Below are 19,590 nucleotides of genomic sequence, written 5' to 3' on the forward strand. Positions count from 1 at the left end.
GATGAACTTACGCAGTTATTTCTCAGAGTAGTAAAATCAAAGAAGCCACCAAGATGGCAGCTTCTTTTCTAGCTTTATCTTTTAACTTTTAAAGAATTACGCTTTTTCAAGCTTAGGGCGCGCTTTTTCAATAGCTTTTAATAGTGCCTTTTCAAATCCACCAATTTCAAACTTAATCAAGCTTGAATGGGCAGCACAGAAGTTATGAGTTTCGCGCCATTGATGCGCAAGCTCGGTTGCCCAGTTGCAATACTGTTTACCTGCATCTGGCTCATCTTTAAGCGCTTGCTTGGTAGTAGGATGTAATAGTAGCTCAGGTAAGACTGCTTCAAGAAGCTTTGCCGGTGGACTCATAAAAGTATCGTCAACGTGTAAGCTTCTGCTAGCAGGATGATAAGCCAATAGCGAACCTGCATGAATTTTTTCATTAGGCGAGATATAGTAGACCCCCTGAGATAAGGAGAATTCAAGCTCCGGATAACGCTTGGCGACTGCATCGCTTTCGACCAAATCATCTGCCCATGATATCTCAGGTATTTGTTCATGATGACGGCTACTGCCGTAAAATTCGGCTTGCGGAAAGTCTTTTGCCATTTGGACGCAATGCACCGTATGGAAAGGATGAAGATTTAACACTGCCTCTACATCTTGACCGTCATTAGTCAATGCCATGACTTTATCTCGGACATCATCCGTCAGCTTATAGCTATCTAAAAAAATAAACTTGCCTGACTCTAATTGCACGAGCGAGCATTGAGTGCCTATATCAAGCACCCCTCCCAATCGGAATGACCCGCGTATATTCCAAAATCCTGCCCCTAAATCATAAATTTTATCTGCCATTAGCAATATTCCTTAATAATGGATAATTTGTAAAAATAGTAAATTAAAAATTTGAATCGAAAAGTTGAGTAGTTAAAGCATACTATGCTTCAAGCTCAGGACGCGCTTTATCGATGGCAGAGAGTAGAGCTGCCTCAAATCTGTCTTCTTCAAACTCGACCAAACCTGAAGGCGCGCCACAAAAATTGCGTACCTCACGCCACTTATGCGCCAGCTGAGTTGCCCAATCGCAATACTCTTTACCCGCATTAGGCTCATCTTTAAGTGCTTTTAAAGTTGTTGGGTGTAAGCCTAAGTCAGCTTGTACAGTATTAATTAACTTCGAAGGTGGAATCTCAAAAGTATCATCAACATAGATACTCAGACTGGCTGGATGGAATACCAGAAGTGAGCTGGCATGAACACTCTCATCAGGTGCGATGTAATAAATACCTTTGGGTAAAGAAAGTTCAAGCTCGGGATAACGTTAAGCGACAGCGTCACTTTCAACCAAATCGTTACTCCATTGCACGTTAGGAGCCTGCTTGGGATGGCGACGGCTACCGTAAAAGGTCGCTTGCGGAAAGTCTTTTGCCATCTGCTCACAATGAACAGTATGAAAGGGATGCACGTTCAACACCGCTTCGACATCTTGACCATCATTGGTTAGTGCCATTACTTGCTCGCGCACGTCATCCGTCAGAGTGTAGCTGTCTAAGAAAATAAAACGACCAGATGACAGTTTTACCAAGGCACATTGAACACCTATGTCTAGTATGCCATTTTTAATAAATGAGCCTCTGATACTCCAAAATCCTGACCCTAAGTCATAAATCTTATCTTCCATAGTTGTTATTTCCTGTTGATTAATACTTGATCAAATAGTTGTTTAAAACTGGAGACTATAGCTGCTGTCACAGTTGTTTTTGAAAATTATGAACTGCGAATTTATTAAAGTCTGTTATAAAAGCGATGTGGAATGTATAGATAATTTAGACTGATGCTGATTGGGCAACTAAAACAGAACATAATACGGTTCTAACAATGGATAAGTGATTTCAATGAAAGGGCAATAATGTATCAAAACATTTAATAGGCAATGCTTGACAGTATGCATCTGTAATTGTTATAAAGCATCTACCTAAACGAATATAGTTAAACAAATGCCTATATCATCAGATTCAAATCTTAGAAAGATATATATTAGAGATTATAAGTCACCTCAAGCTGCTGTAGACTATGCCAAGTCTATCGGCGGCGCTCGGATTATATTCCCAAATGGAGATTATCCATGTAGTTTGGTGATTAATAGTCCCAATATCGAGCTGTTTAGTGATGGTAATACCATACTACGTGCTGCAGGCTCTTCTACTGTCGTTGATGTACAGGCAGGCGGCATAAACTTTGTCTTAGATGGCTTTGATATACGTGGTCAAACTTTACGTGATGAACTGACATCTAATAGAAATGGCACCAAGAATAATACTAAGGCTTTGCACTGTATTCGCATTCAAGAACGTGGGTCTCGCCTGCGTAACTTCAAGACAAGTGGCGCGCGCTATGATGGTATTTATCTTAAATATGACGGAAAAATCGATTTTGAGGCGCAGGACTTTTTATGCGACTCCACTGCTCGTAACCCAGTATCTATTATTGCAGGACAAGGCTTTAAATTTATACGGGGTAAAGTGCGTTTAGATAATAATTTTTCTGCCGGACAAGGTAAATTAAGAAGCGGTATATATTTATTTGATTGTGAGCCAAATACTACCAGCGATAGGTACCGAGATATTGTCTTTAAAGAGGTAGTTTTTGAAAATGCTGGTAAACGTTATGGCAATAACCAAGTTATATTTCAAGATACCAATATAGGCAATTCAAATGATTTGGGTGTGCACTTTGAAGACTGTGATTTTATTAAGTCTGGTACAGCTACTGGATCTGCCTATGTACGCCTTAAAGCTGATGGAAAATTGAAAGAGTTTAGTAATATTCACTTTGAAAGAACCTATCATCAAAACAGAGCCATGGCAATTGCTAGCGGTCGCGAGCTATTACTTAAAAACTCATCCTTTAACGATGTTGTTATTGATGATCGAAACCTAACATTTGCTATTAGATTATCTTCTGGCACGGTCGTTAATAATGTGCGCACAACAGCTGATAAGTCATCGGCTAAATCTAAAGCCCCAACTGTCCGTACATTCTTAAATAAGCCCGTAAATTTGCTTTTAGATAAGAAAAGTAATGTAAAAGTTATCGATGTTCCTGGGTACTAAAATTATAGTTCTAATCAATATAAGCTGCCTTAAGCGGCTTTTTTTGTGTCTTAAGATTATAAATCGTGTTGGTCAAAAAGTTGCAGCTTTGATTAAAAGTATTATGATTACTCTATGATTCAGCTCTCATAATTATTCTTAACGTTTAAGCTTGATAACCAATACCAAACTTACATAACATTTTGCATCTTAAGCCCAACTTTTAGTGTGCTACCATGATGCGCTTGTCATTATGACTATAAATTTAGGCCTTTATATTTATATATTTACAGCCTGTTCCTACCACCCACGCCGATATCAATCGCGTATAACATAGTCAGTAACTTTGTGAATCACACACCAGATAACGCCTCAATTAATAACACACCGCAAGATAGCGCGAATTCAACTGTCTCTGCAAAATCATTGACTACCTATGCTCCTCAATCTAATTCACCTTCATGGGTTTTAAAACTAACCATTGGCTTGATTGGCATGTTTGCTTTTTTGCAGGTGTATTCAATCCAAGCAGTGTTACCTGTACTGATGGTAGACTTTGCTGCGACTGAGGTCCAAGCAGGCATGGTCGTTGGCGCGACAGTGATGGCGATTGCTATCATGTCACCATTTTTAGGAATGTTGTCCGATGCAGTAGGGCGCAAATCATTTATAGTCGGAGCGTTATTATTTTTAGCGATACCGACAGCGCTCATTGCGCAAAGTCCGAGTATTGGCTGGATGGGTCTGTGGCGCTTTATGCAGGGCTTGTCCGTGCCCGGTATTACCGTAGTGACGATTGCTTATATTGGTGAAGAGTTTGAGGGACGGGCAGTTACTGAACTGATGTCATTTTACGTTTCAGGTTCAGTACTTGGTGGCTTTTTAGGACGTTTTCTGCTTGGGCATTTGCATGAGCTTATCGGCTGGCGTTATGGTTATTATGTGATGGCGGCGATGACGCTGATAGGGGCAGTATGGGTAGGTAAAATGCTACCAACCTCACGTTGTTTTGAAGCCAATCCAAACTTTCGATCCGCTATGCAGACGTTGGGCGAACATCTGACGAACCGTTATGTGGTTACGGCTTGCTTGCTCGGTGCTTGCGTACTGTTTTCTTTGGTGGGCTGCTTTACCTTTATCAATTTACATCTGGCCAAGACTCCATATGAGCTAGGTACTGGACAACTTGCCAATATCTTTGCTGTGTATTTAATAGGCGTAGTCATTACCCCATTATCGACGACACTATTGCGCCGATTTGGCGCAGCGCGTACGGTACGAGTGGCAGTAATGGTATCGATGGTAGGGGTGCTATTGACCTTAGTGACGCCGTTATGGGGTGTGATTATTGGGCTAGCGATCATGTCATCTGGGGTCTTTATCACCCAAGCTGCGACCATTAGTTATATTGCAGTCAACGTCAAAAAGGGGCGCTCATTGGCCTCTGGTTTATACTATATGGGCTATTACGCAGGCGGGACAATGGGTGCATGGCTATGCGGAATTGCCTATGCACGTGGGGCGTGGACGCTGACAGTATGGCTGTTGTTAATTGTGCAGGTTTTAGCGTTATTGGTAGCAAGTTTTGGCATGATTAAAACCAAAGCTCGTACTGCTTAAGTTAAGTCTCGTACTATTCAAGATAAATATCAGCTAACACAATGTGGTAAGTAGTGGAATCATTATCCTCGAATGCTGAGTGTTGTCACGCTTACGTGCGCGCGCTTTACATAGGACTGGTTTTTTCTTACTATCAATAAGCACCCTGTTAAAAGGCAACTTATAGTCAATCTACTATAAAAGAGTTGCGGCGTTAACCTCGCTTATTAAAATAATGGCTTGCTTCTAAGTAAAAACAAAATTATTAAAAATTTAATTGCCTATGCCTTATTTATATTTATTCATAATTTACGAAAATGAGAATTCACAAAAACGACAAACAAGGAAGTCCGATACATGTCAAATATTTATAACAGCGCCCCGTCAGCCTACGAGTTTCCACTACTGATCAAACAACTATTAAACCGCGCCAAAACAGTATCATTAGATCAAGAAATTATTTATGCGGACAAAAAACGCTTAACTTATAAAGATTTATTTACCCGCATTAACCGTTTAGCCAATGTCTTAGCGGGCTTAAATCTCGATGCTGGGGATGTGGTAGCAGTGATGGATTGGGATAGTCATCGTTACCTTGAATCGTACTTTTCTGTGCCTATGTCGCAGTATATTTTGCAGACGGTCAATATTCGCCTGTCGCCTGAAAAGGTGCTTTACACTATTAATCATGCTAAGCCAAAAGTATTAATGCTGAACTCTGAGTTCGCAGCTTTGGTTAAAGATTATCAGTTTGAGAACTCAAGTATTGAGCATATTATTTGGCTTGATGATAATGGCATGACGGTTGAAGGCGTTTTTGGTGGTAACCAAGGTCGCGTTATCGGTGAGTATGAAGCGTTATTAGAAGCAGCTGACACGAACTTTGATTTTCCGGATTTTGATGAAAACACTATTGCCACAACCTTCTATACTTCAGGAACGACAGGTGATCCAAAAGGCGTGTTCTTTAGCCATCGCCAATTGGTGTTACATAGCTTAGCAGAAGCAGCGTCACTAGGTATGCTACCTAACAAACAAGGCGTCAGCTACGGTGATGTCTATATGCCGATGACCCCGATGTTTCATGTTCATGCATGGGGCTTTCCGTTTACGGCTACTATGATTGGCTTAAAACAAGTCTACCCAGGTCGCTACGCCCCTGATACTTTGCTGGATTTAATTATTAATGAAAAGGTAAGTATCACCCACTGCGTGCCAACGATATTGCAAATGGTACTTAAAGAAGCACAAGATCGTGATGTCAGCTTTAATGGTTTAAAAATGATCATTGGTGGTTCAAGGTTAACTGAAGGCTTGGCTAAGTCGGCATTGGCACAAGATATTGAGGTATATACAGGTTACGGAATGTCAGAAACTGCACCATTGATTAGCTTAACTGACTTTAGTGTTGATGAGCCTGAGATGACTGAAGATGAAGATATTAGCCGTCGCTGTATGACAGGTAAGCCAGTATTGATGGTCGATGCGCAAGTCTGGAGTACAGATAATGAGTCGGTAGGCGTCGGTAAAGAGAACACTGGCGAGTTGGTACTGCGTGCCCCATGGTTGACCCAAAGCTATCTAAAAAATGATGATGCGGGTAAAGAGCTATGGGAAAACGGCTATATGCATACTCAAGATATTGCCTATATTAGACCTGACGGTTATATCAAAATTACCGATCGTCTCAAAGACGTTATCAAGTCTGGCGGCGAATGGATCTCATCATTAGAGATTGAGACTATTTTATCGTTGCATCCAGCGGTAGCGGACGTGTCAGTAATTGGTGTCCATGATAAACAGTGGGGTGAGCGCCCATTAGCACTAGTGGTGCTAAAGCCAAATAAACAAGACACCAGCGCTGAAGATATTATTGCCATTGCAGAGCAGGCAGTCAGTAAAGGTATTATCCCCAAATATGGTGTACCAAGTGATTTTAAGTTTGTTGATGAGCTGCCTAAAACCTCTGTTGGCAAGCATGATAAAAAGGTAATGCGAGAGATGTATGCCAATCAGACGCAAGTGTAATTAATCTTCACTGTAATCATATTGCAGTTTATGTGCTAAACAGTTGACCTTTATTACTAGCTCTGCTACATTTTAAACCGATACATAACGTATCGGTTTTTTGGTTCTAGCAGGGAAAGCCAGAGCAACAATACTTAAGCTATTATATAAATTTGCTATATTGTACTTATAATATATAAAGCGACTATTCAAACTTCATTTGCTATTTCATATAGTATATATAGTCGTATTGCATCACATTTCGTTTACGCTAAGGATAGCCATTATGAGCGAGCAAGCCAACAATTTAGCTTCTAACCAAGCCTCCAAAGACACCGTCACCTCTACGCAGAATGCCACCTTTGCTGATATCTATAACGCTTCAATCAATGATCGGGAGCAGTTTTGGGCAGAGCAAGCAAAGCGTATCTACTGGCATAAAGAGCCTGAGCAAATCCTTGACGATAGTAATCTGCCTTTTGCTAGATGGTTCGTTGGTGGTGAAACTAACCTTTGTTATAACTGTGTAGATCGTCATCTTCCAGAACGTGCTGAGCAAGATGCTTTTATTTGGCTCTCATCAGAGATCAATCAAGAGTTAACAGAGACTTATCCAGCAGTGATTGACGCGTTTAAAGATTTGGGCAATAACGTTGAGTTTTATACTGACTATACCAAACGTCGCCTAACCTATAATGACTTATATAAAGAAGTTAATTACTTTGCAGATGTGCTGCAGCGTCATGGTATCGAGAAGGGCGATCGCGTTATCATTTATATGCCGATGATTTTAGAGGCCGCTTATGCCATGCTGGCCTGCGCTCGTATCGGTGCGGTACATTCGGTCGTATTTGGTGGTTTTGCCGCGCACAACTTAGCTATTCGCATGGATGATGCCGAGGCAAAAATGGTCATCACAGTCGATGCTGGCCTGCGCGGTGGCAAGGTGGTTAATTATAAAAACCTTGTGAATCAAGGGGTCGAGCAGGCGAGCGTAAAACCTGAACACGTGCTAGTAGTCAATCGCGGCGTGTTGCCGTTTGAGCCGCAAGCTATTGATGTGGATTATGCGACTCAGCGCCGCATCAGCTGCGAGGCCAATGCTGTGGTAGAGCCAGTTTGGCTTGAGTCAAACACGCCATCGTATCTGCTCTATACTTCTGGTACTACGGGTACGCCAAAAGGCGTGCAACGTGATACGGGCGGTCATGCAGTAGCACTCACTACCTCGATGGATTATATCTACGATGGCAAGGCAGGCGAGACCTTTTGGGCGATATCAGATATTGGCTGGGCGGTTGGACACTCTTATACGATTTATGCGCCATTGCTGGCTGGCATGACGAGCGTGATGTATGAAGGCTTACCACATCTACCAAATCCAGGTATCTGGTGGCGTATCGTAGAAGCCAACAAAGTTAACATTCTATTTACTGCACCGACCGGTGTGCGTATGCTCAAAAAGCAAGATGAGACTTGGATGACGCGCTACGACGTCTCAAGCGTGAAGTCATTCTTTTTGGCAGGCGAACCACTTGATGAGTCAACGGCCAATTGGCTTACTCAGCATTTAGGTGTGCCAATTTTAGATCATTATTGGCAAACAGAATCCGGCTGGCCCATCCTAAGCAATACCCCAAAGTTTGATCATAAACCGCACAAACAAGGCTCGCCTGGTTATCCAATGTATGGCTATGATGCGCATGTTATCAATGAGGAAACAGGAGAGCCTTGCGCTGCTGGAGAAAAAGGTCTATTAGCCATTAGCGCACCATTGCCGCCGGGTTGTCTCACGACTGTATGGCGTAATGATGAGCGCTTTATCAGCAGCTATTTTGGGCTGTTTGATGGTAAGCAATATTCAACTTCAGACTATGCTGTAACCGATGAAGATGGGTACTTCTATATTCTTGGTCGTACCGATGATGTGATTAATGTAGCTGGGCACAGACTTGGTACTCAAGAGATTGAAGAAGCTATTAGTACTCATCCAGAGATGGCGGAGTGTGCAGTCGTAGGTATTCAGGATGAGTTAAAAGGCGAATTGCCCATCGCTTTTTGTGTGCTAAAAGATCATGAGCAAGTAGCGACTACCGAAAACCGCTTCCGTCTTGAGCAGCAAGTAATCGGTGCCGTTGTGAAGTCCCTTGGTGGTATCGCCAGACCTGCGGCGATTTACTTCCCGCAAGCACTACCAAAGACTCGCTCTGGCAAAATCCTACGCCGTGCTATTCGCGCATTAGCAGAGAACAAACCTACCGGTGATATGTCAACACTTGATAATCCAACTGCCATTGATGCCATTAAGCAGTCTATGAAAGATTATTGATTAATATGAAAGGTTAATCCGTATTCGCTAGTTGTGAATAATTATCTGAATATTGCACAAAAGCTCATGAATCGTCATGGGCTTTTTTGTTTACTCAACTGTTCTATATATCAACGCTGATAGCTAACGTTACCAAAATTTCAACAAAGCACTTGACCCTAAAATTGATTTATTGTTATAGTCAATAACGATACGAAATAAATCATTTTAAAATAAATTTTCATTAATATTAAAACATCGATTTTGACACTCTTAATAAATACAGACGCTGCTTAACGGCAGTCTCGCAAACAAGATAAGGATATCTTATGCACCACGTCCAGCAGCTCATCAATGGTCAATTTACCAAATCAACGACTAGCGAATGGCTCGATATCACTGATCCAGCCACGCAAGAAGTCATCGCTAAAGTCCCGCAAACCACTGACGATGAGATCAATCAAGCCGTCGCTGCCGCCCAGACGGCTTTTCAAACATGGCGCAAGACCCCAATTACCACGCGTGCGCGAATCTTTTTAAGATATCAAGCGCTCATACGTGAGCATATGGATGAGCTAGCAGGAATCTTAACTGCTGAACAAGGCAAAACCATTGCTGATGCTCGCGGGGATGTATTCCGTGGTTTAGAAGTGGTCGAGCATGCAGCGGGTATTGCTAACTTACAGATTGGTGATTTTGTTGAAAATGTCGCCTCAGGCGTTGATACGTATAGTATCTGGCAGCCACTAGGTGTCTGTGCTGGTATCACCCCGTTTAACTTCCCAGCGATGATTCCGCTATGGATGTTTCCAATGGCGATTGCTACGGGTAATACTTTTATCTTAAAGCCTTCTGAACAAGACCCAATGGTTACCATGCGTTTGGTTGAGTTGGCAGTCGAAGCGGGCGTGCCTGAAGGTGTGCTCAACGTGGTGCATGGTGGCAAGGCCACCGTTGATGCCATTTGTGATCACCCAGATATCAAAGCGGTTTCATTTGTTGGTTCTACCGCTGTTGGTAAGCATGTCTACGAGCGCGCTAGTAAATCTGGCAAACGTGCCCAGTGCATGATGGGCGCCAAAAACCATGGCGTTATCTTGCCTGATGCCAATAAAGAACAAACGCTCAATCAGCTAGCAGGCGCTGCATTTGGTGCTGCCGGTCAACGTTGTATGGCGCTGTCAGTCGTGGTGCTAGTCGGTGCAGCAGGTGAGTGGATTGATGATATCAAAGCCAAAGCAACAGGCTTAGTCGTATCAGCAGGTAAGCATGATAAAGACTTAGGTCCACTGATTTCTCCTGCTGCAAAAGCCCGTGTTGAGCATCTCATTGATACTGGTGTAGAAGAAGGGGCTAGCTTGATTCTTGATGGTCGTGGTATTACCGTAGAAGGCTATGAGAAAGGCAACTTCGTAGGACCGACTATCTTTGATAATGTCACAAGTGATATGCAAATTTATCAGCAAGAAATCTTCGGTCCAGTACTTTGTATTATGCGTGCAGCTAGCCTTGATGAGGCAATTGAGATGCTTAATGCCAATCCACATGGTAATGGCACGGCTATTTTTACTCAGTCGGGAGCGGCCGCGCATAAATTCCAACAAGATATTCAGGTCGGTCAAATCGGTATTAACTTGCCAATTCCTGTGCCACTACCGATGTTCTCATTCTCAGGTTCACGTGCTAGTAAGCTTGGCGATCTCGGTCCTTATGGTAAGCAGGCAGTACAGTTCTATACTCAGACTAAAACGGTGACTGCACGCTGGTTTGATGATGAAGCAAGTCGCGGAGTCAACACCACTATTTCAATTTAATCGTTCATTCACTATGTTTGCGATATAGCGTCAATCTTACTTAATATGTGCTTTACTAGTAGAGCATAATTTTGTGAATGTCGTTATGTCGCTGCTATACTGTATAAACGATGTTGGATTGATGACTTACCAAACTTTCTTCACCATATTTGCTTTGCAAGCACAAGGATGATCTTATGGATTTCTCATTAACGGAAGACCAAATTGCTTTTCGCCAAACCGCTCGGCAATTTGCCCAAAAAGAGCTAAAGCCGAACGCGGCTGAGTGGGATCGTACCTCACATTTCCCAATCGATGTCATCAAAAAATCAGGCGAGCTTGGATTTTTAGGGTTATATACCAATCCAGAATATGATGGCTTAGGGCTACCGCGCTTAGACTCTGCAATGGTATTTGAGGAGCTGGCATGGGGTGATACGGCAGTCGCTGCTTATATGAGTATTCATAATATGGCGGGCTGGATGATCGGTGAGTATGGTAGTGATGCCTTATGTAAAAAGTATTTGCCCAATATGGTCAGTGGTGAATGGCTTGGTAGTTATTGCTTAACTGAGCCGAATGCTGGTTCTGATGCGGCTTCATTACGTACCAAAGCCGACAAGCAAGGCGACTATTATGTACTCAATGGCGAAAAAACCTTTATCTCAGGCGCAGGCTCGACCGATGTCTTAGTGGTTATGGCGCGTACAGGCGGTGCAGGCCCAAAAGGGGTTTCAGCATTTGTAGTAGACGCTGACAGCGATGGTATTGAGTATGGTAAAAACGAGCATAAAATGGGTTGGAAAGCGCAACCAACGCGTGCTATTAGCTTTAAAGACGTTAAAGTGCCAACAGAAAATTTAATCGGCGAGGAAGGCCAAGGCTTTCGTATTGCGATGAAAGGCTTAGATGGCGGTCGTATCAATATCGGTATCTGTGCGGTAGGTACGGCGCAGTCAGCGCTAGAGACAGCGACTAATTACGTCCAAGAGCGCAGTCAATTTGGTAGCCCGATTGCCAGCTTACAGTCAGTACAGTTTAAACTTGCGGATATGCTCACTCAAACAGTTACCGCGCGGCAAATGCTGTATCTAGCGGCTAATAAAGTCGATAACAATGATGGGCAAGCTTCTACCTACTGTGCGATGGCGAAGCGTCTTTCCACTGATCTTTGTTTCGATGTTGCCAATGAGGCCTTACAGCTACATGGTGGCTATGGTTATCTAAATGAGTATCCGCTAGAGCGACATGTACGAGACTTGCGTGTCCATCAGATTTTGGAAGGCACCAACGAGATTATGCGAGTGATTGTCTCGCGTCAGCTCATGCAGGATAATGCATTGAGTCAATTGCGTTAATCGAAGTACGCAACTATTTTATGGCAATATTTTAAGTTCGCTATGGTTTTCTATGGCTATTTTACCTAGCGTCTCACCAATAAATCGTACCAAATTCCGATAAAATAAAGGATTATTTATGACGGATTATACCAATCTCAAGTTATCAATTGACGGTCATATTGCTACCGTGACATTGAATAACCCACCAGCTCACACGTGGACGATGGACAGTCTGCCGGCCCTCAAGCAGCTGATTACTGACCTGAATGCGAATGATGATGTTTATGCCTTAATTATCCATGGCGATGGTGAGAAATTCTTTTCAGCAGGTGCGGATTTAAATAATTTTTCAGACGGTGATAAAGGCCAAGCAATCAGCATGGCCATTGCTTTTGGTGAAGCTTTTGAAGCGCTATCAGCGTATCGCGGTGTCAGTATCGCAGTCATCAACGGCTATGCGATGGGCGGTGGACTTGAGTGCGCGCTGGCCTGTGATATCCGTATCGCAGAAGCGCATGCACAGATGGCCTTACCAGAGACCGGGGTGGGCTTATTGCCATGCGCGGGCGGTACGCAGAATCTGCCTTTACTGGTCGGTGAAGGCTGGGCAAAGCGTATGATATTGTGCGGCGAGCGCGTCGATGCCGAGACAGCATTACGCATTGGCTTAGTCGAAGAAGTTACGGCAAAAGGTGGCGGTTTATTAGCGGCGCAAGCCTTAGCGCAAAAAGTCGCTAAGCAATCACCCGTTGCCGTCAGTTATTCTAAACAGCTTATCCAAGCGGCAAGAAACACCCCGCCTGCACAGAACCTTATCCATGAGCGCGAAGCTTTTGTTAAGTTGTTCGACACCAAAGATCAGCGCGAAGGCGTGCAAGCGTTTTTAGAGAAGCGCAAACCCACTTGGCAAAATAAATAGGCCAAATTAAATCAGACTTAGCGCTAATATTTTTCCTTTTAATTTTTAGGTTACTTTTATGACAGCAGCTACGACAGCGACGGACGATACTAATAATCAAAATTCCGTAGAAAATATCACACAAGAAGCGCCAGTATTGTTCGATACCGAGCCGACAGAGTGTGGCCATCTTATCGGAATAATGACGTTAAATACGCCCAAATCTCTCAATGCACTCAGTGTTGAGATGTGTCAGTTATTAGCTCAGCAGCTAGAGCAGTGGCAAAATGACGATCAGATAGTGGCATTGGTATTAAAAGGGGCAGGTGATAAGGCGTTTTGTGCCGGCGGCGATATTCGTAAGCTGTATGACAGTATGTCTACCAGTGCGCCGCTACCGAACCCTTATGCGACAGAGTTTTTCGGTCATGAGTATCGTCTTTATCGGCAGATGCATTTTTATCCAAAGCCGTTAATCCTCTGGGGCGATGGCATTATTATGGGTGGCGGCATGGGTTTGATGGCTGGCTGTAGTCATCGTTTGGTCACTGAGCGCACCCGCTTTGCCATGCCAGAAGTGACTATTGGACTGTTCCCTGATGCCTCTGGCAGTTGGTTCTTGCAGCGCATGCCAGCTAAAACAGGTTTATTTTTAGGGCTAACAGGTGCGATGTGTAACGGCAATGACGCTTTATTATCTAATCTTGCAGAGTCTGCCGTTGCCAGTAGTGATTACGAGGCCATCATACAAAGTTTAAAACAGAGCGATTGGCAAGTGGCAGCAAGTAGCACCGATAAATGTCACAACAATAGCGCCCATAGTATCGTTAGCCGCGCACTGGCAGCACAACCAGTAGCCGAATTGCCTGCTAGCAAGTTAGCGACATATTGGAAACCTATCCAACAGTTGATGAACAGCGGCGGACTGGGAGATATTGATGCACTTCTACAACGCGATGAGGCGCTGGCAAAGCTAGATACAGACTTTGCAGCAGACAGCTGGACGCAGCGGGCAGTAGACACTTATCGTCAAGGTTGCCCAGTTACTGTCGCTCTGACCTACGCGCTTTATCATAAAGTCACGGACTTATCGCTAGAGCAGGTTCTGTATTTAGAGGCCAACGTAGCGGTGCATTGTGCGGCCAATCCTGACTTTAAAGAAGGCGTACGTGCGCTACTGATTGACAAAGATCGTAATCCACAATGGTCACGTTCATTAGCAGAGTGTCTCAGCACCGAAGGGCAGGAATATATACATCAGCACTTTGTAAACCCTTATGCTAAAGGCGAGCATCCCTTAGGCGATTGGTTGGGTGATGAAGCGTTAGGCAGCCAGCTTGTGCGCTAAGTATCTTTAACTATATATAAAGCACTATAAACAATCTAAATTAAATAATGCAATACCATATGTAGCACTGTCTGCATAAGCAATCATCAAGGAGCGATGAGATGGGAACAAAGGATTCAAGTTTAAGCAATACAGCTGCGATCGATAACAATACTGCTAAGCCAAATATAGCCTTCATTGGGCTTGGCAATATGGGCGCACCGATGGCAGAGAACTTGTTAAAGGCAGGTTATACGCTCTCTGTCTATGACTTGTCTGAGGAGGCGACCCAGCGCTTGCAGCAAGCAGGTGCCAGTGTAGCTAATAGCCCTAAAGATGCTGCGAGCAATGCACAAGTCATTATTAGCATGTTGCCTGCGGGCAAGCACGTTCATTCTGTCTATCTAGGTGAAAATGAGGCTGATGGCTTACTAGCAGAATTACCCAAAGGTACATTGGTCATTGATAGCAGTACCATCGCGGCAGCTGATGCTAGGACGGTGGCAGAGGCTGCAAGTAAGCTTGGTATAGACTTTTTAGATGCGCCAGTCTCTGGCGGTACGGGCGGTGCTATCGCTGGTAGTTTAACCTTTATCGTCGGTGGCAGCGCTGATGCGTTCGCTAAAGCCGAGCCAATACTAGCCGTTATGGGCAAAAACATCTTTCATGCAGGCGACCATGGTGCCGGACAAGTCGCGAAAATCTGTAATAACATGCTGTTAGGTATTCTAATGGCGGGAACGGCAGAGGCGATTAATTTGGGGGTAAAAAATGGTCTCGACCCTAAAGTACTATCAGATATTATGCTACAAAGCTCAGGTCGTAATTGGACATTAGAAGTCTATAACCCTTATCCGCAAGTGATGGAGAACGTCCCATCTAGTAATGGCTATAAAGGCGGCTTTATGAGTAAGCTGATGCAAAAAGATTTAAATCTTGCGATGCAAACCGCTAAAGATACGGATGTTGAAACTCCAATGGGAGCCAAAGCGACAGAGCTTTATGAAGCACATACAGTAGAAAATGGCGATAAAGACTTTTCTAGTATTATGGCGCGTCATGATAGTTCGGTATTGTCTTAAGGCTCCAAGTGCTTAAAATTCATGATGCTCAAAGTTCTTAACACTTAAGGTTCTTAATCAGTTTTAAATAGAGTACTTTTGCTAGTTGTCATAGCACTAGCAAAAATAAAGTATAAAAAAGGTCTGCGCTATAAAAATAGCGCAGACCTTTTTTGTATTCGGTCATATTTTTTCTTAATGATACAGACTCTAGTTTTGTAGCTCATACACCAACGCTTGAATGTCTTGCGCTGCTGTTTGCAATCTTGGTACATGTGTCAGTAGATCATCTAAAGATACGCGTATGGTAGGTGCATGCAAATACAAAGATGCTAGATAGCGCGATTTCTTGTCCAATATTGGCACCGATACCGCTACCATCTCAGAGATGAATTCTTCATTATCTACGCCAACCCCTGTCTTGGCAATATGGTCAAGTTCAGCATTTAGGGCATCAATGTCTACAATGGTGTTTTTAGTAAATTTATTTAAAGGCAAGTTACTTAGCATTTTACGGCGACTTGCGGGTGAGAGCTGACTTAGATACAGTTTGCCAGTTGCCGTACACCACATAGGAGATTTAGCCCCAACAGGTAAGTATATCTGTAGTGGCAATGATGTTGTGACGCGATTGGTATAGATCATATCCATATGATAAGGGATACCAATACCGCAAGTTTCTTGAATATCATCTACTAGCTTTTGCAAAATAACTTGGCGTTCATTAAAGAACTGCCGCTGTTGCCATAAAGCCACACTTAGATTGCGTACGCGCTTACCAGGGATAATACCACCACCAATATCAATCGCTACAAATCCTTCATCGACTAAATTTTGAATCAAACGATGAATGGTTGGTTTTGGAATATCAAGCTCTTGTGAAAGCTCAAGCGGAGAGATAGGTTTAGGCGCATAGGATATCGTTTCGATAATCTCTAATACACGGGTAATCGAAGACACTTTCGGCATATAGATAGCTCAGTAATGATGAATGATAAGTAACGTCGGGCGTTATAGTATTAGTCACATCGACAAATTAAAGAGACTAAAGTTAAAGAGACTATAGCCAGATAAACACTATATATAGATTATAAAATAAAATAAGACTGAAAGGTGAGCTGTATCATAAACTTTTTTTGAGAGCAACTATTGATACATCATCTGACAAATCACAACAAACAGTAGTAATAAACTATATAACCCTTATTGAGTTATTTTAGAGGATACGACATCATAGTTACATACTTTGCAGTACTGTTGCGCAAGCTTTTACTATTTAAGGTATATATATTTATACTGATTAGTTACTTTGAGAGTATCGTGTAACGGCAGGGCGATTTTTTACAGGTTCGTGTAGTAATTATTACAATTTCTATGCAATCTTTACATAATGGCAAATAAAAAGCTCCTTTGTAGGGGTGACTTTTGAAGCCAAAATTGTTTTAATCTGCTCAACAAAACGATTGTTTAAAATAGAACAGAAATAATCGTTTTTTTGGGCTAGTTATTTCATACTTTAGGAGAACAACCATGAAACTTATTAAATTAACTGCAATCTCTGCTGCTGTTTTAGCATCAACTGCTGCTTTAGCAGCTGAGCCTGTAATCGTTGTTGATAACAATGATGCAGTAGTATACGAAGCTGAGCCTGTAGCTGTTGCGTATGAAGCTGAGCCTGTAGCCGTTGCATATGAAGCTGAAGTAGCTCCTGCTGCTTATAATAATGATGCAGGTGTTATTCGTAACACTACTGGTGCTATTTTCGGTGGTACTAAGACTTTATTTAACACAGCTATTAACCCAGCATCTGTTAGTGCTGAAGTTGGTACTTTAGGTTATGGTGCTAACGTAGCATGGAGCATCAACGAAAAAACTGAATTACAAGCTGGTTGGGCTGGTGGCGATGTTGCTGACTTATTTGGCGGTGATTTCGATGCAAACGACGTAAACTATGACGTTGATACTGATTTTAGCAACCCGTACTTAGGTGTACAGTTACGCCCTATGTCTAACTGGTTCACTGTTGGTGCTGGTATCATCGTTCCTGACAACGATATCGATGTCCGTGCTAACGCTGAAGGTCCAAACTTTAGAATTGATAATGTCGATTATAACTCTGCTGAAACTGGTACTTTAGAAGGTACTATGGAACATCGTAACAAACTAGCTCCATACGGTACTATTGGTTTCCGTCCTAACATCGGTAACAACTGGGGTGTATTCGGTGAAATCGGTGCAGCTTATATGGGTACTACTGATGCCACTGTTCGTTCAAGCAACCCAGATGGTGATGTCACAGCTACTTCAGTAAATGGTACTACTACTGTTACAGGTAACGATGTTGCAGCTGCAGCAGAAAAAGAGCTAGAAGATAAAGATTGGTTAGAGTGGATGCCAATTGTTAAGCTTGGTGCAACTTACCGCTTCTAATCTAATCACAGTTTAAGTACTGTCATTAGAAGAAGAGTAAAAGCATAAAAAACGACCCTAAAAAGGGTCGTTTTTTTATGTCTGCTCCAAAGTACTAAATAGTCGTAAAGAGATAAGGTTGACAAAATTATGCTAAAAAATGACCACGGTCTGGTGAGAAAGTAACAATGTAATCTGATAGCCTAACTCATTATCTTCAATAATAGTTAGAAGCGAATTATTTTGTTCAAAGTTGACAACAATATTCGGAATGAGATGTTCATAGTTCATTCCTAATCCTTGCGCCAACTTATAATGGTGAATCTTAATAAAGCTCTCTTTTATCTGCCAAAGTAACTTAGCAGTGGTTTCACGTTGAGTAGTGGGCAATGTTTGTAGCAGAGCAATCTCGTTAGAGTGATAAAAACGCTGTGCCACATGCCAATCGACTTTATTGGTTTCTATATCAATACCCACAGTGCGCTGACGACTGATAATTACAGCAACCTTATTATTTGCATAACTATCACTTGAATGACTAAAGCACACGTAGTATTTGCTATTAATGAGTCGATAAGGGTATTGGGTTTCGTCTAACGTATCCTCTATTTCTAACTTGGTCAGTAACTCTTGTAGCAATAACCGAACGCCTAGACGTTGTTGTTGACGTTGATTCAGAGCGTTTTTGCGTGCTGATAAATATGTTTCAGCAGTATAGTATTGCCAGTTAAAATCAGTAAAATTAATAGGATGAGCGCGTAGAGTGTTAGACACTAATGATAGAGGTGGCTTATTCCGTAAGCTTAGATGTAAAGGTGAGCCCACATCGGCAACTGCGCACCATGTCATAGGATCAAGTTGAGTATATTCGATGTTAAAAAGATGTGGGATTGGCATAATTTTTTTATATCAAAAGTTAAAAACGATTATAAAGAAATATAAAAAGTTAATTAATAAATAGCAACTATATATAAACCTTGAGAAAGTAACCATTATTATTATCTTAATTTAACATCATTTTAGCTGAACTAAAAAGCCCAACAATATTAATATTGCTGGGCTTTTTTTGATGCTAAATAAAGTCTATCAACTACATATAATAGCTCTTAGTAGGAAAGCTCGGCACGACGGTTCTGTGCATAAGCTTCTTCAGTAGTACCAGCCGCAGCAGGACGCTCTTCGCCATAACTGATGACTCGGATGTTATTTACAGAAACACCTTGGGCAGCAAGATAATCACGTGCTGCCTGTGCACGGCGCTCGCCTAGAGCAACGTTGTATTCACGGCTACCGCGTTCATCAGTGTGACCTGCAATCACGACACCAGCTGCTGGATTTGAGCTTAATAGGTTAGCATGTTGGTTCAAGATGCTAGCAGATTGTGAAGTAATTTCACTACTGTCAAAGGCGAAATATACAACGGCTTGAAGATTTTCAGCACCAGTAAGAATAGCATTTGAATTGTCTACAACCACAGCACCAGTGTAACCGACTTGACCACCTGGGATACCTAGAGGAGCAACGACGACTTCAGAAGTAGCGCGCTTAGTAGCACAACCAGTTGTGATTGCGACAGCACCTGATAATAGGGCAAGCGCAGCGATTTTAGCAAAACGGCTATTGGATATAGGGTTAGACAACGTAGAGTTAATTGACATGATGAGCTCCTAAATTTTTAATAAAATTTGTTTTTTTTGAACTGCTTATAGTAAAACCTAGGCAATTACTGCCCATAGTAGAATCAATGTTACGTTATGTAAATAACATT

General features: G+C 42.4%; 15 protein-coding genes. 10 read left to right on the forward strand and 5 right to left on the reverse strand.

The window, feature by feature from the left end; genetic code table 11:
• Nucleotides 1-96: 96 nt before the first annotated feature.
• Both AK823_RS05695 and AK823_RS14345 read right to left on the reverse strand, forming a co-directional pair.
• Nucleotides 97-843 carry a hypothetical protein gene (locus tag AK823_RS05695; RefSeq protein ID WP_068327157.1) on the reverse strand — a complete coding sequence of 249 codons (747 nt, stop codon included), beginning with the start codon at nucleotides 841-843 and terminating at the stop codon, nucleotides 97-99.
• Nucleotides 844-1,309: 466 nt separating this feature from the next.
• Complete coding sequence (locus AK823_RS14345) at nucleotides 1,310-1,669, reverse strand: hypothetical protein (RefSeq protein ID WP_343286417.1); 360 nt, start codon at nucleotides 1,667-1,669, stop codon at nucleotides 1,310-1,312.
• 316 nt (nucleotides 1,670-1,985) lie between these two features.
• On the opposite strand from AK823_RS14345, the gene AK823_RS05705 reads away from it, so the two are divergent.
• The 9 genes from AK823_RS05705 to mmsB all read left to right on the forward strand — a co-directional run bounded on the left by AK823_RS05705 (nucleotide 1,986) and on the right by mmsB (nucleotide 15,434).
• Nucleotides 1,986-3,101 (forward strand): hypothetical protein, encoded by a 1,116-nt coding sequence (locus AK823_RS05705; protein ID WP_068327160.1) that lies wholly within the window; start codon nucleotides 1,986-1,988, stop codon nucleotides 3,099-3,101.
• A 405-nt stretch (nucleotides 3,102-3,506) separates the two neighbouring features.
• On the forward strand, nucleotides 3,507-4,700 hold the full coding sequence (locus AK823_RS05710) for an MFS transporter (protein WP_068330176.1): 1,194 nt from the start codon (nucleotides 3,507-3,509) through the stop codon (nucleotides 4,698-4,700).
• 336 nt (nucleotides 4,701-5,036) lie between these two features.
• Nucleotides 5,037-6,707 carry a fatty acid--CoA ligase gene (locus tag AK823_RS05715; RefSeq protein WP_068327162.1) on the forward strand — a complete coding sequence of 557 codons (1,671 nt, stop codon included), beginning with the start codon at nucleotides 5,037-5,039 and terminating at the stop codon, nucleotides 6,705-6,707.
• A 265-nt stretch (nucleotides 6,708-6,972) separates the two neighbouring features.
• Nucleotides 6,973-9,015, forward strand: coding sequence for a propionate--CoA ligase (locus AK823_RS05720; RefSeq protein WP_068327165.1), 2,043 nt, complete (start codon nucleotides 6,973-6,975; stop codon nucleotides 9,013-9,015).
• Between the two features lie 308 nt (nucleotides 9,016-9,323).
• On the forward strand, nucleotides 9,324-10,808 hold the full coding sequence (locus AK823_RS05725) for a CoA-acylating methylmalonate-semialdehyde dehydrogenase (protein ID WP_068035338.1): 1,485 nt from the start codon (nucleotides 9,324-9,326) through the stop codon (nucleotides 10,806-10,808).
• A 176-nt stretch (nucleotides 10,809-10,984) separates the two neighbouring features.
• A complete protein-coding gene (locus AK823_RS05730; protein ID WP_068327168.1) occupies nucleotides 10,985-12,145 on the forward strand; it encodes an acyl-CoA dehydrogenase family protein in 1,161 nt (386 codons plus the stop codon).
• A gap of 118 nt (nucleotides 12,146-12,263) precedes the next feature.
• Complete coding sequence (locus AK823_RS05735; RefSeq protein ID WP_068327171.1) at nucleotides 12,264-13,046, forward strand: enoyl-CoA hydratase; 783 nt, start codon at nucleotides 12,264-12,266, stop codon at nucleotides 13,044-13,046.
• A gap of 58 nt (nucleotides 13,047-13,104) precedes the next feature.
• Nucleotides 13,105-14,373, forward strand: coding sequence for an enoyl-CoA hydratase/isomerase family protein (locus tag AK823_RS05740; RefSeq protein WP_082785651.1), 1,269 nt, complete (start codon nucleotides 13,105-13,107; stop codon nucleotides 14,371-14,373).
• Between the two features lie 101 nt (nucleotides 14,374-14,474).
• Nucleotides 14,475-15,434, forward strand: a complete 960-nt coding sequence (gene mmsB, locus AK823_RS05745) for a 3-hydroxyisobutyrate dehydrogenase (protein WP_068327175.1) — start codon at nucleotides 14,475-14,477, stop codon at nucleotides 15,432-15,434.
• Nucleotides 15,435-15,623: 189 nt separating this feature from the next.
• Here the strand turns inward: mmsB and AK823_RS05750 are convergent, their stop codons facing one another.
• Nucleotides 15,624-16,382 carry an IclR family transcriptional regulator gene (locus tag AK823_RS05750; protein ID WP_068327178.1) on the reverse strand — a complete coding sequence of 253 codons (759 nt, stop codon included), beginning with the start codon at nucleotides 16,380-16,382 and terminating at the stop codon, nucleotides 15,624-15,626.
• 561 nt (nucleotides 16,383-16,943) lie between these two features.
• Here AK823_RS05750 and AK823_RS05755 point away from each other — a divergent pair.
• Complete coding sequence (locus AK823_RS05755) at nucleotides 16,944-17,843, forward strand: hypothetical protein (protein WP_068327182.1); 900 nt, start codon at nucleotides 16,944-16,946, stop codon at nucleotides 17,841-17,843.
• A 132-nt stretch (nucleotides 17,844-17,975) separates the two neighbouring features.
• On the opposite strand, the gene AK823_RS05760 is transcribed toward AK823_RS05755, so the two are convergent.
• Complete coding sequence (locus AK823_RS05760) at nucleotides 17,976-18,719, reverse strand: 4'-phosphopantetheinyl transferase superfamily protein (RefSeq protein WP_068327185.1); 744 nt, start codon at nucleotides 18,717-18,719, stop codon at nucleotides 17,976-17,978.
• A gap of 209 nt (nucleotides 18,720-18,928) precedes the next feature.
• A complete protein-coding gene (gene pal, locus AK823_RS05765) occupies nucleotides 18,929-19,480 on the reverse strand; it encodes a peptidoglycan-associated lipoprotein Pal (RefSeq protein ID WP_068035354.1) in 552 nt (183 codons plus the stop codon).
• Nucleotides 19,481-19,590: the final 110 nt, after the last annotated feature.

It is taken from the genome of Psychrobacter sp. P2G3 (genome assembly GCF_001593285.1).
In the GTDB taxonomy this organism is placed as follows: domain Bacteria; phylum Pseudomonadota; class Gammaproteobacteria; order Pseudomonadales; family Moraxellaceae; genus Psychrobacter.

What these genes read in the sequence shown, in the direction of transcription:
- AK823_RS05725 (WP_068035338.1), top strand. Translation starts at nt 9,324, where the DNA reads ATGCACCACGTCCAGCAGCTCATCAATGGTCAATTTACCAAATCAACG.
- AK823_RS05755 (WP_068327182.1), top strand. Translation starts at nt 16,944, where the DNA reads ATGAAACTTATTAAATTAACTGCAATCTCTGCTGCTGTTTTAGCATCA.
- AK823_RS05730 (WP_068327168.1), top strand. Translation starts at nt 10,985, where the DNA reads ATGGATTTCTCATTAACGGAAGACCAAATTGCTTTTCGCCAAACCGCT.
- AK823_RS05750 (WP_068327178.1), bottom strand. Translation starts at nt 16,382, where the DNA reads ATGCCGAAAGTGTCTTCGATTACCCGTGTATTAGAGATTATCGAAACG.
- AK823_RS05760 (WP_068327185.1), bottom strand. Translation starts at nt 18,719, where the DNA reads ATGCCAATCCCACATCTTTTTAACATCGAATATACTCAACTTGATCCT.
- AK823_RS05705 (WP_068327160.1), top strand. Translation starts at nt 1,986, where the DNA reads ATGCCTATATCATCAGATTCAAATCTTAGAAAGATATATATTAGAGAT.
- AK823_RS14345 (WP_343286417.1), bottom strand. Translation starts at nt 1,669, where the DNA reads ATGGAAGATAAGATTTATGACTTAGGGTCAGGATTTTGGAGTATCAGA.
- pal (WP_068035354.1), bottom strand. Translation starts at nt 19,480, where the DNA reads ATGTCAATTAACTCTACGTTGTCTAACCCTATATCCAATAGCCGTTTT.
- AK823_RS05720 (WP_068327165.1), top strand. Translation starts at nt 6,973, where the DNA reads ATGAGCGAGCAAGCCAACAATTTAGCTTCTAACCAAGCCTCCAAAGAC.
- AK823_RS05735 (WP_068327171.1), top strand. Translation starts at nt 12,264, where the DNA reads ATGACGGATTATACCAATCTCAAGTTATCAATTGACGGTCATATTGCT.
- mmsB (WP_068327175.1), top strand. Translation starts at nt 14,475, where the DNA reads ATGGGAACAAAGGATTCAAGTTTAAGCAATACAGCTGCGATCGATAAC.
- AK823_RS05740 (WP_082785651.1), top strand. Translation starts at nt 13,105, where the DNA reads ATGACAGCAGCTACGACAGCGACGGACGATACTAATAATCAAAATTCC.
- AK823_RS05715 (WP_068327162.1), top strand. Translation starts at nt 5,037, where the DNA reads ATGTCAAATATTTATAACAGCGCCCCGTCAGCCTACGAGTTTCCACTA.
- AK823_RS05695 (WP_068327157.1), bottom strand. Translation starts at nt 843, where the DNA reads ATGGCAGATAAAATTTATGATTTAGGGGCAGGATTTTGGAATATACGC.